The sequence below is a fragment of the Aequorivita nionensis genome (genome assembly GCF_046352995.1).
Classification (GTDB): Bacteria; Bacteroidota; Bacteroidia; order Flavobacteriales; family Flavobacteriaceae; genus Aequorivita; species Aequorivita nionensis.
In genome coordinates this window covers 1,672,366-1,687,844 of record NZ_CP130281.1, presented here as the reverse complement: position 1 = coordinate 1,687,844, position 15,479 = coordinate 1,672,366, and the positions used below count along the sequence as shown (strand labels likewise).

5 protein-coding genes are annotated in these 15,479 nt (G+C 39.0%); 2 read left to right on the top strand and 3 right to left on the bottom strand.

Translation table 11 applies throughout. The features are described from left to right. Positions 1-50: 50 nt before the first annotated feature. Complete coding sequence (locus Q2U82_RS07565) at positions 51-5,789, top strand: BspA family leucine-rich repeat surface protein (RefSeq protein ID WP_410007081.1); 5,739 nt, start codon at positions 51-53, stop codon at positions 5,787-5,789. A 522-nt stretch (positions 5,790-6,311) separates the two neighbouring features. On the opposite strand, the gene Q2U82_RS07560 is transcribed toward Q2U82_RS07565, so the two are convergent. From Q2U82_RS07560 to Q2U82_RS07550, 3 genes are all read right to left on the bottom strand, one after another. After that, positions 6,312-8,048: a T9SS type A sorting domain-containing protein gene (locus Q2U82_RS07560; protein ID WP_410007080.1), complete on the bottom strand. Its 1,737-nt coding sequence runs from the start codon at positions 8,046-8,048 to the stop codon at positions 6,312-6,314. 13 nt (positions 8,049-8,061) lie between these two features. Then, the gene (locus Q2U82_RS07555) at positions 8,062-9,816 is read right to left on the bottom strand and encodes a T9SS type A sorting domain-containing protein (RefSeq protein ID WP_410007079.1); all 1,755 of its coding nucleotides are present in this window, start codon (positions 9,814-9,816) and stop codon (positions 8,062-8,064) included. A 111-nt stretch (positions 9,817-9,927) separates the two neighbouring features. Then, entirely contained in the window at positions 9,928-13,785 is a 3,858-nt protein-coding gene (locus Q2U82_RS07550; RefSeq protein WP_410007078.1) for a response regulator, read from the bottom strand. A gap of 794 nt (positions 13,786-14,579) precedes the next feature. Between Q2U82_RS07550 and Q2U82_RS07545 the strand changes: the two genes are divergently transcribed. Further along, the gene (locus Q2U82_RS07545) at positions 14,580-15,476 is read left to right on the top strand and encodes a hypothetical protein (protein WP_410007077.1); all 897 of its coding nucleotides are present in this window, start codon (positions 14,580-14,582) and stop codon (positions 15,474-15,476) included. Positions 15,477-15,479: the final 3 nt, after the last annotated feature.

Sequence of the window (15,479 nt, the reverse complement as noted above, 5' to 3'; positions counted from 1 at the left end):
CCAATGGGTTACGGAAATTACTTTTACCCTATAACTAAATCCAAAAAGCCATGAAAAAAATTCTACTTAGTCTATTGATTCTATTTACGTTTCAATACGCCTCTAGTCAAACTATTTATTACGTAGATGCCGCTGCAACTGGAAACAACAATGGTTCCTCTTGGTCGAATGCATATACCCAGTTAAATAGAGCTCTTAGAACGCTTTCGCCGGGGGTAGAAATCTGGGTAGCGCAGGGCACTTATTATGCAGACGATGCCCCAGGAATAATAAGGGGTGACCGCAATGCGTCGTTTGTTATTAAAAATGGAATGAAGATTAGGGGAGGCTTCCCCACGGGCGGAGGAACATTACAGGAAAGGGATTGGAATGCCTACCCTACTATAATGAGTGGCGATATTGGCTCACAAGGCAACCATTCAGATAATACAGCCAATATTATTTTAACGGTAAATGTCTCTAATAATACCGTGCTGGATGGATTTATTGTGGAATATGGAAGAGCGACCATAACAAGCCCGCAAGCGCAAAGAGGAGCTGCTTGGTATAACGATGTTGATAATGGCGCTACCTCTTTGCCCAAGGCAATAAACTGTATTTTTAGAAACAACAGTAGTATTACCGAAGGAGGTGCTATATACATTCATGCAGATAATGGAGCTAGAGGTGGTATCTACTTTAACAACTGTAGATTTTCAAATAATACTACCACATCTACAGTCAACGGATTTGGTGGAGCCATCTATTCTGAGGCTACAAACGATGCAACTGTAGATGTAGAAATTACTAATAGTTCCTTTCTCGACAATGAAGGTAGATATGGAGGTGCCATATCGAATTCATCAAAAACTGGGGCATCTGTTTTTTTTACAGTACTAAATTCATTATTTGATGGAAATAACTCCACTGGTTCTGGAGGTGCAGTTAGGGCATTGGGCACAAGAGATGGAATAGGTGGTCCATTTACAAGTTATAATAGAACACAACTAATTAATTGTACCCTTAGTAATAACGAAACAGCCTCTTCTTCTGGAGGAACAGCGGCCCTCTTTTACAGAACTGCCAACAATTCGGGTATATACAATACCATTATATGGGGAAACAATCCTACAAACAACCAAATGTCGGTAGACCAGTCTGATGCAGTTGTTTTTGCTTCTACAGTAGAAAATGTAGTAGGGCAAAACCCGCTTTTTGTAAATCCCTCCACCCGGAACTTCCGCCTTCAACCCAGTTCACCAGCTATAAACACTGGGATAAATCAATATAATGATCAACCTACCGATTTAGATGGAAACTACCGGATAGTAGGATTAACAGTAGATCAAGGAGCCTATGAATCTCCTGCAGGAAGCTTGCCCGAATTTATAACCGAATGGAAAACAGACAACCCCGGATCCAGCGCCAACAATCAAATAATCCTCCCCATTTTTGGGTTTTTAGGCACGGCATATAACTATACTGTAGCTTGGGGCGATGGTACATCAGATACCTTTACTACAGGAGGATTGGGAAATGTTACCCATACCTATCCTGCACCCGGTACCTATCAAGTAAGAATATCGGGTAGTTTCCCACGTATTCTATTTAATGGGTCTGGAGACCGACAAAAAATACTCAAGGTGCTTAATTGGGGAAATATTCAATGGTCCAGCATGGATAGCGCTTTTGAAGGGTGCAGTAACCTCCGTATTGAGGCAACGGATAAACCAGACTTAAGCAATGTAACCTCATTAAATGAAATGTTTAAAAATGCAACATCCATGAACGATAATCTTAACCATTGGGATGTGAGTACCATAACTTATATGATAGGTACTTTTGAAGGAGCTACCGCTTTTAACACGGATCTTTCCAATTGGGATGTTAGCAATGTAACTTTAATGGCAAGGATGTTTCAAGATGCTACCAGCTTTAACCAACCCTTGGCTATGTGGCAAACTTCCAACCTACAAAACACAGGCGCAATGTTCCGTAGCGCGAGCAGTTTTAATCAGGATATCGGCAGCTGGGATGTAAGCAAGGTTACCGAATTTATAAGTATGTTTGAAGATGCAACCGTCTTTAATCAAGATATAGGTGCTTGGGATACCAGCAGTGCAGAATCTTTTGCCAGTATGTTTGCTGGCGCAACAAGTTTCGATCAAGATTTGGGCAGTTGGGATGTTAGTAGTTTGAGCACCGCTTTTCCTGACTCCATTGATGGAGCCAATAACATGTTTGCAGGCGTTACCTTGTCTACTGCTAATTATGACAGCATACTAATAGGCTGGAACACCTTGGACGCAGGTGAAACGGCCATCCCAAACAACATACCTTTTCATGGGGGCAATAGTATATATTGTGCCGGAGTAAGTGCAAGAGCAGATTTAATAAACATCCATAATTGGGCAATTACGGACGGTGGAACCAATCCCCCAGTGGCCGTTTGCCAAAATATAACTGCATTTTTGGATGCTTCAGGAAATGTTAGTATTCTGGCCACCGATTTAGATGGAGGCTCGTCAGGAGCGTGTGGCGCAATTAGTTTTTCAGCTTCAAAAACAGATTTTAATTGTTCAGATTTAGGAGCAAATACCGTGACACTGACGGTTACTGATGTTGCTAGCGGAATTTTTTCCCAATGCACCGCAACAGTAACCATAGAAGACAATACACCTCCTACCCTATCCTGTCCTGCAGCAATTACTGTTAATAATGACATTGGAATATGTGAGGCCTTTGTAACCGTCCCGCAACCTTTCTATTCAGATAATTGCAGTGAAGCAACCTTTGCTTTGGAATTTGATGGCACTGATGATTATGTTACTGCGGCACTCCCGGCTTTATTCGATGATATTGCCAATACTGATTTTACAATAGAAATGTGGGCAAATCCAAGTTCATTTAAAACACAACGACTATTCTTTGCGCAAAAGGATGCAGATGAATTTGTATCCATATTATTGAATTCAAGTGGTGAAGTCTATTTATTTATCAATAACCTATATTCGGCACATGCTCCAACTGTAATACCCCTAAATACATGGTCACATATAGCTGTGGTCTGGACTGCCGCTACAAATAATCGTGAGATTTTTATTAATGGAGACCTACAAGCAACAATTAGTGGCGGAGGTAGTACTGTGGGTGCCAATAATATTATGACAATAGGTAGTCGTTCTGATGGTACCCAAAACTTTCATGGCCAATTGGACGAAATACGAATTTGGAGGGAAGCCAGAACCAATGCCGATATTTTAAACAACTATCAAGGATGTGTTAGTACTTCAGAAACAAATCTGGAAGCATATTACACACTTAACGATGGTAACGGTAGTGCAACAGCTACCGACAATTCAGGAAATGGACACACCGGAACTTTAACCAATATGGATAATAATGCTAGTTGGATTGCAGGATATATCAATTGTTCCGAACTGACCCTAATTAATGACTATAACAATATCAATAACGCTTCCGATGTCTATCCCGTGGGAGATACCGTGGTTACTTGGACTGCCACAGATACATCAGGAAATTCAAGTACATGTGCCCAAACTATTACCGTAACCGACGCTGAAAATCCGGTGGCCAATTGCGTCGCTCCCTTTACGCTCCAACTAGATGCCAATGGTACGGCAAGCCTTACCGTTGTCGATATCGACAACGGTAGTACGGACAACTGTGCAATTGCCAGCACCTCCATAGATAGTACGGATTTTGACTGCGGCAATGTTGGCCCGAACACGGTGACCCTAACGGTAACCGATGTTAATGGAAACACTTCCACCTGTACAACAATAGTAACTGTTGAGGACAATGTGCCACCTGTTGCAAACTGTGCCGCTCCTTTCATCATCCAACTGGATGCAAACGGAATGGCGAGCATCACCGTTGCCGATATCGAGAATGGAAGCACGGATGCCTGCGGAATTGCAAGTACATCGATAGACATTACAGATTTCACCTGTGCAGACGTAGGTCCAAATACAGTGACTTTAACGGTAACCGATGTAAATGGAAATACTTCCACCTGTACAACAATAGTAACGGTTGAGGACAATGTGCCACCTGTTGCAAACTGTGCTGCTCCTTTCACCATCCAACTGGATGCAAACGGAATGGCAAGTATTACAGTTGCCGATATCGAGAACGGAAGTACGGATGCCTGTGGAATTGCAAGCACTACAATAGATATTACTGATTTTGATTGTAGTGATGTTGGCCCGAACACAGTTACCCTAACAGTAACCGATGTAAACGGCAATGTTTCCAACTGTACTACTATAGTAACGGTTGAGGACAGCATCCCACCAGCTATAGCCTGCCCCGCGGACATTACGGTGCACACCGATGCAGGTTTCTGCTCCGCGATCGTAAACTTCCCAATGCCGATCGCCTCGGACAACTGCGGGGTTGCAACTGTAGCCCAGACTATGGGCGACCCGAGCGGAAGTATGTTCCCAGTGGGGACGACCAACATTGAGTTCACCGCAACGGACGTGAACGGAAACACCAATACGTGCAGCTTTATCATTACGGTGGTTGACAACGAGGCTCCCGTGGCGGTCTGCCAAAACATAACCATCCAATTGGATGAGTTTGGTAACGCAAGCATTGTTGCGAGTGATGTGGACGGCGGCAGCACTGACCAATGTGGTGTGGCGAGTATCTCAATAGATATTGACACCTTCGACTGTTCCAATGTTGGCGACAACAACGTGATCTTGACAGTTACAGATGTAAACGGCAACGTTTCTTCCTGTACCGCCATCGTAACGGTAGAGGACGTGACCGCACCTGTAGTAGCCTGCCAAAACATAACCGTTGAGCTTGACCCCGTAACGGGAACGGTAACTATTCTTGGAACGGATATAGATAACGGTAGTACGGATGCCTGTGGCATCGCAAGCTATGACCTTGATATAGATACCTTCGACTGTTCGAACATAGGCGACAATACCGTTGTGCTCACGGTAACCGACGTCAACGGAAACTCTGAAACTTGTACCGCTATCGTAACGGTGGAGGATAATACAAGCCCCGTGCTTGTCTGCCAGGATTTCACAATTGAGCTTGGAGCGGATGGGACAGCGACCCTTGACCCAAGTGATGTGATAGCCTCCAACGATGATGCCTGTGGCATCTTGACAGTGGCGGTTGATATTACCGAATTTACATGTGCAGATATCGGAACGCCGGTTACGGTCCAGGTTTTCAGCCAGGACAACAACGGCAACCTGAGCACCTGTACGGCAACGGTGACCGCTGTCGACCTGCTTGCGCCGGTGATTACCTGTCCTGCGGACCAAACGGTTGATCCCGGGGCTGGTAACCTGTTCTATATCGTTCCGGATTACTTCGCGACCGGTGAGGCTACCGCAATAGACAACTGTACGGATCCGGTAACCATAACTACACAGGACCCTGCAGCTGGTACGCCATTATCAGACGGTACATATACCATCACGCTCACGGCGACAGATGAATACGGAAACACTGGCACCTGTGAGTTTGAGCTTATCGTAGAGAGTATTCTGGGTATAGGCGATCATTCCCAAGATTTGGGAAGCATAGCGATGTATCCTGTTCCAACCAAGAACACGTTGAACATAAGCAATCCACAAGGGGTTGATTTACAAACACTGGAGATTTACGACCTAAGAGGTAGATTGGTGCAAAAAGCAGACCTTCAAGGAATGGGCTCGGTTAAATCGATAGACGTACAACAACTGGCCGCAGCAACCTATTATGTGAAAATAATAGGAAAGGATGGACAGATTACAAAACGCCTTCTCAAGGAATAGTTTTTCATAATTGTTGATAGTTAAAAGAAGATCGCCCGTGGAATTTCCTCGGGCGATTTTTTTATACTATCCAAAAATCCAACAATCGAATTGTCTAATTGTTCATTGAAAGCCGGGGAGAGTACCAAATATAACTATTTTGGCAGTTTTAAAAGTCATTGAAGGGCATTACAAATTCAACAATAGACAGGCACGCTTTCAAAAAGTACGTTACTGAGCTGTGTGCTAATTTGAAATCAGATAAGTAACAGACTCTAAAATGGTTAACAGTAAATCAAAAGCTACTTTTTAAATTCTATAAATACTAATTAAAAAAACAGTATTATAGAGAAGATTGCCCCGACACTTTCGTCTCCCAATTGAAGCGCAATCTGGAATGGGAAAAATGTATCAAGATTGACTTTAACGCTAACTTAATAAGAGCTCTTTTACTATTTCTAAATATAAATTATTAATTAACCACTAAAAAACACAAAGCAGTATAAAAAGAACAGGAATAGCTTTGTTCCAACTTTTCATTGTTCAATTTTTAATTATTCTTTTAGTTATAGTTCCCCTATTGGTTTGAAAGCTTAAAAAATAGACTCCGTTATTAAAAAATGATACATCAACAATGGCAGTATCGGTTCCCTCCATAAAAAACTGTTTATTCAGTAATTTCCCAGTAGTGTCATAAATGGCTAAAGATTTTGGCATAGCCTCCCTTGAAAATTGAACCTCAACTTTATTTTGCGCGGGATTTGGACAGACAGAGATGTAAGCGCTTTCAAAATCAACCGTATTTAAAACGCTGGATTTTTTATCAAAATAGAGTCCTTCAGCATGGGTTCCATTTGCGCTGGTTCCTGCAAATACCATCATGGGCTCTTCCCCCATTCCCAATTTGATTGAAGTAATTGCCAAGGGTTTATAATTATCAAATACGTCCAGGGTTTCATATGAAGCATACTCACTTTCCTGTAATATATCACCATCGTATGGCCTTAACAACACCCTATTGTTTTCTGAGCCATCTATAGATTGTCTTAAAAACCCAATATAGACATTAGAATCATCATTATAGTAGTTTATAAAACTATCAAAATATAGGTAGCTAATTCCATTGGGCGATGCATTGGTAATACCGGTGCCAAAACCTGCTCCATTCTTTTTTATATATCGTCTTATATTATATTTTCCGTTGTTTCCTGCTCCTCTAGATGAGGTAACCACAATTACATTATCTTGATTTAAGGCCAATCTTTCGGCTCTAATAGTAGGTTTTACGGATTCCCTAACGGCCCCATCCTCTATAAAGCTTGATGCCTCCCAAGCATTGGGATCGTTATAGTCTGTATTGACCCTAGTTACCAAACTCCTATTTGTTAAAGTTACTGAGGCTAGGTATATACTCCCAGCCCTACCATAGCATAAGGAAAGTTCGCGCCTATCGCCATTTATAAAGGTTTCATCAACCCAATCAAATCCATAGGTTCCCGCATTGGTTCTAGCTGCATAAATAAGATTATTCGATTTTTGATAAACTGCAAAAACACGTTGCAATACAGTGTTGTTGGAATAATTTCTATCCAGTGCAAAGTCAACTACATCACCCGTAATTACGTCTGTTTCAAGGGGAGCTCCCGTTGTAAGGTTCCATCGCATCACATTAAAGAAATTGCCCTGAGAAAGGTAATATACCAATAAATACCTATCTCCAGTTGCCGCAAAAAGTGTCAACATTTTTAACTTAACTACTTGCTCTGAAAAAGTTACCAGCTGCCAGGGAGACCAAGTTTCACCTAAATCATTTGACACGTATAAATCTAATGTAGGTGTTGGAAGGGCCCTATAACTGGATGCGTAAAGCTGTTCACCATCGTTAAACTCGACAATATCTATACCGCCATCAATCCTTAAATTATGAACTTGTATATCCTGTGCCCACCTGTTTTTTATTGTTTGTGGAGGAGGAGTTGTGTTTCTATAATCTATTACCGAAGTGATATAATCTTCTGTATGCCCACCATTGTCTACTGGCCGGTATAGGTTTCCCCTACTTGGATCAACTTTCATCCAAGCATTTCTAATGGCAAGTCTATTAGCGTTTATTTCCTCGGGGGTAGTGTTTTCTAAAAATTTTGATTGTGCATAGAGCTCTCTTAGCTCTTGGGTGTATTTATTTTTTAAATTCACCTCTTCACTAATTTTTAGGGTAGGATTTTGTGCCACTGTCATTCCCACAGTCAGAAGTACAATTATCATTTGGAATGTTTTCATCTTTTTTACTCTTTTAATTCTTTATAATTTTTTCGGTAATGATTCCGTTCCCTGTTTCAAAGCGTAAAAAATAGAGCCCATCATTCAAAAACGAAATATCTATAACAAGAGAACCGCCAACCTCTTTGAATTTTTGTTGGCGTATTACCTTTCCTGTAGTATCATAAATGGTCATTAAATTTGTTACAAACTCTTTTGGCAAAAGAACCTCAATTTGGTTTTGCGCAGGATTGGGATAGATAGAAATCTGAGGTTTATCAAAATCAACCATGCTCAAAATGCTGGACTCTTTATCAAAATAAAGACCCTCTCCATGGGTACCATCAGCACTAGTGCCACAAAATATCATCATAGGTTCTTCTCCATTTGATGTAGTTATGGAAGTAAGCCCATAGGGTTTAAAAAACTGACTAAACACGTTAAGGTTTTCACTAGAGGCGAGATTATAGCCTGATAGTGAAGCGCCATTATAGAATCGATGGTAAACCTTATTATTTTCGGAACCATTTATGAAATATTCAACCATTCCTAGATGAATATTTGAGCCGCTGTTATAGTTGATAAAACTATCAAAAAAGAGGTAGCTAATCCCGGCTGGAGATCCTTCTGTGGTTCCGGCATCAAAATCTGCTCCGTTATTTCTAATGTATCTTCTCAAATTATATTTTCCGCTAGTTCCAGCATCTCTTGAAGAAGCTACCACCAAAACATTATCATTGTTTATGTCCAGCCTTTCTGCACTTATAGTGGGCAACATTGATTCTTTATCAGCCCCGTTTTCCAATAAATCTGATGTTGACCAAGAAGCGGGGTCATTGTAATTATCATTAACCCTTACATACATAGAACCACTTACATCGCTTACCATTACAACATATACACTGCCATTTCTACCATAAGCTATATCAACTTGCCCTCTGTTATTGTTTAAATAAGTTTCGTCTACCCAAGTAAACCCATAAGTTCCGGCGTTTGTTCGTGCTGAATAAAGTTCATTATTTGTTTTCTTATAGACTGCAAATACACGCTGATTATCTGTAGTGGTGGTCCAGTTTCTGTCCACAGCAAAATCGACTACATCATTTGTAATTGTTTCTCCTTCAAAGGATTCGCCAGCGGTTAAGTTCCACCTTAGTACCCTAAAGGTGTTGTTTTGGTTTATGTAGTAAATCAACAAGTACTTATCGCCACTATTTGTACCTTCCATCGCAAGCATTTTCATTTTTAGGGTAGGCACACCTATAGATACACTTCTAAAATTTTGCCAAGTTTCCCCTTGATCTGTTGATTGAAAAATATTTATATAATAATCTCCTCCTGCGTTATTATTAAAGCTTGATGCATATAGCGTTTCTCCTTCATTAAAAGAAACAATATCAACCCCGCCATCTACTCTTAAGTCATGAATTTGAATATCATCTGCCCATCTTTCATTTTGAATTTGTGGAGGTAACGATGATTTACTATTAGATTTTATTTCAATTGCAAAATCACTATCCCTTGATGAACTTTCAATGGGCTTATATAATTGCGCCCAATCAAGATTGATGTTTTCCCACGCCTCTCGTATTTCAATCCTATTGGCATTAATTTCATGGGGTGTAGCATTTTCCAGTAGGCGCGCCTTTTCATATAACACTTTTAATTCGGGAGTGTGCAATTTTTTTACATCTATTTCATTATTTTTCTTTGGCAAATGGTTTTGCGGCATGGCTATACCGGCACTTAGCAGTACAATAATCACCGTAAGTATTTTTATCTTTTTCATAATCAATAATTTTGAGTTTATAAGTCAAAACTATAATGAAGATGAATAAGGGTGGGAGATTATTGTTTCAAAAGGGTGAACTATTGTCTCTAATTAGACCAAGCAGTACTTTTATTTAAGATTTTCCCTAAAATCGGATGGAGTTTTTCCCTCTGCTTTTTTGAAAACTCTTGAGAAATATTTGGGGTCTTCAAAATCCACCTCGTAAGCAATTTCTGAAACGGACAATGATGAATGTAGCAAGAGTTGTTTGGCTTTTTCCAGTTTAATATGATTTATATATTGAGTAATGGACATAGCCGTGAGTTGTTTTATCTTGCGATGCAGTTGAGATCTGCTCATTAACAACTCTCTAGCAAGTGCTTCCATGCTTAAATCTCTTTTTTTGGACAGGGTAAACTCTTGTATTTTTTTTATGAATTGAATATCTAATACGTTTATTTTTGACTCATCTGTATGTTGCTTCAATTCTAGTATTTGCTGGTAAAAAGATATTTGTGCTGCTCGCTTTGCCAATAAATTTTTAATAATCTGCAATAATTCTTCTTCCTGAAAGGGTTTATTAATATAGGCATCAACCCCCAGTTTATAGCCTTTTAATCTACTATCGACATCTGTTTTTGCTGTTACCATCACAAAGGGCAAGTGAGAAGTTTTGGCATTATTTTTTAGCCTTTCACAAAATTCAAACCCATCCATTACAGGCATCATCACGTCAGAAATAATGAAATCCACCTTCTTGTTTTCAGCTATTTCCAGTGCTTTTTTTCCGTGTGGAGCTTCTAAAACTCGATATTGGTTAGCGAAAATATCCTTAAAATAATTTCTAATATCAACATGGTCTTCCACAATTAAAATAGTATCTTTTCCTTCATTTGGGGGACTATGCAAGCTTATGCTATTTTTTTCATTGGACTCCACAAATGGTTTTTCATACCTAAACACACTTGTTGCTTTTGCCGTTTTTTTAATGGGAAGTAAAATGGTAAAAAGCGTTCCTTTACCTATGGTACTTTTTACGGTAATGGTACCCTCCATAAAGCTTACCAATCCTTTTGTCAATTCCATTCCTATACCGCTACCAATATTATTTTCCAAATCAAAAGTTTTATAATATCTATCAAAAATATGCGGTAGGTCTTCGGCTTTAATTCCTTTTCCTGAATCTTCAACTTCAATTTTGAGTGTTTTTTCATTGTTCTGTTGAAGCCTCACCGTGATAGTTCCACCTTTGGGTGTAAATTTTATGGCATTGCTCAATAGGTTGTTAATCACTTTTTGAAGTTTTTCATCATCGACATCCACAAGTAATTTTTCTATCGAAGAATGAAAACGAAGCTTTATTTCTTTTAAATCTGCAAAAGGGTAAAAGAGGGAGACACATTTTTTTACAAACAGAACCACGTCTCCATTTTTATAATTTTTGGACAGCTGGTTAGTGTCTATTGAAACTAATTCTAGCATTTGGTTCACCAAATGCAAGAGTTGTTCTCCGTTTTCATTTATAGAATGAAGGCTTTGCTTTTCTTCTTCTGGTATGGACGTCTTTTTTAAAAGCCTGTTTGCCAATCCATTTATTAAAGTAAGAGGGGTTTTGAATTCATGGCTAATGTTGGCATACATAGTAGATTTTGCCTCATCCAATAATAGTGCAGACTCCATTTTTTGCTTTGCCAGTCTATTATTTAATAGTAAGTTATATATATAGATGATGATCGCAAGAAACAATGAAAAATAAATAAAATATGCCAAATTGGTTCTATACCAGGGTGGAGCCACCAAGAATATAAGCTTATGTACAGTTCCGTTTTGGGAAGTATTTTGCCCCAAAAAATAGGTTTTATGGTAAATGGCATTTGTGCCTATGGACAAGTTTGTAAAATGCGCCGTTCGCTGTGGCAGTTCTGTCCAGTGTTCACCATCAAAGGAATAGGCATATTTAGTCTTTTCGGTATGCTTGTAATCTATTGTTGAGAAATTTACAGTTACATCTCTATTGTTATATGTTAGGTTATAATTTTGGGTAGGTGCAGGATTGGTTACTGGAATAAATTCCGAAACATTATTGCGATAAATAATCAATGAGCTTATCCATGAGGGTCTAGCCACTTCAAAAGGTTTTGCATACTCCAGATTAATTTGTTGCAATCCTTCATCGGTGCCAAAATAAAGTATGTTTTTTTCTTTATCCAAATAGCCTGAAGAATATAAAAAGGCATTAGAAATTAGACCATCATCCAAGGTATAGTTTACGAAAGTGTTGTTACCTTTTTCATAGAAAAAGATTCCATCAAAAATGGTTGAAATCCACAAATTGTTATCTAAATCTGCTCGAACCGTCATGACTTTTTTATCAAAAAACTGATTGTTGATTTCTAGGTGTTGAAAGTCTTGGATAGTTTCATTAAAAAAAGCAACCCCGCTATCAGTACCAAGCCAAATGGTACCGTTTGTTGCTTCGTCTATCGAGAAAACAATGTTTGAGGTGAGGCCTTTTTTCGTATTGGGGTTATGCGAAAAATGATTAAAAATAGGTGGTCTATCTTTGGAATACAAGGATGCATCTTCCAACATAAAAACACCGTGTGCCGCAGTAGTAAACCAAAGCCTATCTTTAGAGTCCACTAATAATCTTATTATTTTTTGATTTTTGACATGCTTTGGCAAAGGCAAATGTATTTCCTTTTGCAAAATACCTTCCATATTTAAAAAGTATATTCCTTCAAGTGAACCAGCCCAAATCCGCCCCTTTTTATCTTCAACCACATCGCAAATATATTTGTCATCAACAATATCTGAACTTAAATGAATGCGTTGCAGTACTTCTCCCAATAAGCTTGCTTGTATTAAATCTCCATCTTTAGTGCCCATCCATAAATATTGGTCTTTGGAGAGTATAGCGGTGATTTCCGTATCTTCAAAAAGATTTGTAACAGTATTGCCTGTTTTTAAAATAAGTCCATCATTTCCTACCATACAAAGTACGGTATCTATTGTTGTAATTCTTCTGATGTGGAAGGGAACTTCAGGGTCAAAAAAAACGGCAGGCCTACTCCTGCCCTTGTATAAACCCTTTTGGGTCCCAACCCAAAGTGTTTGATCCTTATCTATGAATAAGGTTTGGATTGGAGCCTCTATAAATGAAGTACTATCTACCAAACCTAATGAATCATTCTCAATATTGTATTCATAAAGACGATTTTCTGAAGCCAAGAAAACTTTTTTATTTACGGCATTTGAAATAACTTGAACAGACAGGGTGTCAATTATGGTCTTTACTTCTCCTGAAATAGTTGCCATACCAACACCTTCTTTTGATCCGAACAACAGTTTCCCTTGCCCAATAGCGGAAATCGCCGAAATTTTTGAACTCACAGAAACCCTTTTCTCCTCTTTATTATTTAGGGAAAGTATATGAATGGTATCTTTGGATGTTACAACCACATTATCATCAGTTATTGCTATCAAAGAACTAATAGATCCAAAAGGCAGTTTTAAAAATTTATTTTCAGAGGCAGTATAACTATAAACCCCTAAATCTGAAACCAAAAAAACATTACCATTTTCCGTAGTCTTTACCCAACGAAGAAAGGTTCCATAGGAAGGATTTTCTTTATTAAAATTTTGAAACACTAAGGAAGATTTATTAAATTTTGAAAGACCCCCACCGTAGGTCGCAATCCAAACTTCACCTGAAGCGTCAATATCCAGGTTTCTTACCCAATTACCCGGAAGTGAAGTAGCCTCGTACGGATGGCTCCTAAAGCTCAGCATGTCATATCCATCATAACGATACAATCCATCTTGTGTGCCCAACCAAATAAAACCATATTGATCTTGTGCAATATCTGAAACCCAAGATTTATTAAATCCTTGGGTTTCCACTAATCTAAAATCCAATTTGTTTTGCGCCCATATAAATTGCATAGGAACGATTAGAAAAAAGAAAAAACAACTTAATGATTTCATCTTTCTAAGATACATTTTTTTGATAATTTTTGAATTTGTGTTTTTTTAATTCATACCACCACACAAGTTCATTATTTTAAAAACTATAAACTTTTGAAGCAACTAATATGTTGGACCGCTCTCAGCGGAAGCATTGTGATAAGCCTTTAATAGTACGTAATTATAAGCACGAGGAACAGGTTTCCTTCTATGAAATCCATGATGCAATAGGGTTCAAACCCTATTATTGAGCCGGATGAACAAAGTACTTTCTTTTTAACTCTCTTATCATGTCACCCTGATGGTGCATCCACAAAAAACAAGATGAATAAGAGTATAAAAAAGTTAACATGGCTGGAGAAGGAAAGAAGGCTCGTGAAGAATTAAATAATATATATAACTATCCTCGAAAGCACCAGGGATTAAGACCCCTGAAGTTGCTACAGACCTAAAAAGAGGACTTTCAAAATCGAATTAAAAAACTACTTTCATTAGTTTTATAGTAGCCTTTGTCTAGCATTGTAGAAAAAGTGTAGCTTAGCGTAGCCCCTTTTTAACCATACATTGAGAAACCTCCTATTAAGGCAGGTTGCGTAACCGTACTATGGGTGTAGCCGTAGCAGCCTGTTTTGGCATATAAGCTTTATGAACCGCCACTTCTAGTGTTGATGGGCGAGAAGCCCCCCAAGTCTTTCAACGAGGCATAAGGGGAAAGAACCCTGTCCACATCTCAAAATTGATCAGGTTAAATAGGGCAATTGTCGTATTGTGAAAAAACAGTACTTCTTTCATTTTTGTGAATAATTATTCCATTTATGAAAACACTCTCCAAACTTGTAACCCTAGTGACGTTATTTACAACACTCACTTCCGTTGCGCAGCACAGTCCCCTAAAAAGAGATTTTGAAGTACCGAAAGGCAATGTTACCTCCATTGAGGAGCACCAATTCAACAAAGACCTAAATATAAAGGACCGTATCGCCATGAGCGACAATCCTGCCATTACTCGCTATGCCTTCAACAAGGATGGCTATGTGACTCTTTTTGAAAACCCAAAATACCACAGTACCACCTTTACCTATAATCCCAATTATACCCAATACACCAGCAATAAAAAAAATCTTTTTGATAAAGGCAAAGCAGACACCCAAACCACACTAAACCTATTTTGGCTTCATGGCAATCTGTATGCGGGCTTTCACAGCGAATTTGAGACCGATGCCAAAGGCGATACCATAGTAGCGCGTTCCATTAAGAAGGACTATGAATTTACTTGGAAAATAAGACCGTATGGCGATGGCTATGCCCAACACGATGGTTTTAGGGAAACCTTTTATAACGCAAAAGGACAAAAAATCTATATAGCCTCTGGTGGTGGGCATAAGTTCACGATGTACAATGAAGATAATCTTCCGGGGATAGAAGTAGATTATTCCTATACCATGTTAAACTACTACGATGCCTATATGTATGAATTTGACAAACAAGGCAATTGGACCAAACGCATTCGATTGCGACTGGACAAGGCACCTTGGAGCGATAAAAAATGGCATGTACACGAGATTACTTACCGTGGGTTGGGATATGACGGCAAAAAAGCCGTGATAGCAGCCACAGATACTGAGGCAGATATTACCAAATATGAGGAGCAGGCCAAGGCATTACCACAGCTTACGATTGATCCATTGAAAGAGATAAACTCCAAAAAATAAGGA

Coding starts and splice junctions, on each gene's coding strand:
- Q2U82_RS07565 (WP_410007081.1), top strand. CDS start 51: ATGAAAAAAATTCTACTTAGTCTATTGATTCTATTTACGTTTCAATAC.
- Q2U82_RS07550 (WP_410007078.1), bottom strand. CDS start 13,785: ATGAAATCATTAAGTTGTTTTTTCTTTTTTCTAATCGTTCCTATGCAA.
- Q2U82_RS07545 (WP_410007077.1), top strand. CDS start 14,580: ATGAAAACACTCTCCAAACTTGTAACCCTAGTGACGTTATTTACAACA.
- Q2U82_RS07555 (WP_410007079.1), bottom strand. CDS start 9,816: ATGAAAAAGATAAAAATACTTACGGTGATTATTGTACTGCTAAGTGCC.
- Q2U82_RS07560 (WP_410007080.1), bottom strand. CDS start 8,048: ATGAAAACATTCCAAATGATAATTGTACTTCTGACTGTGGGAATGACA.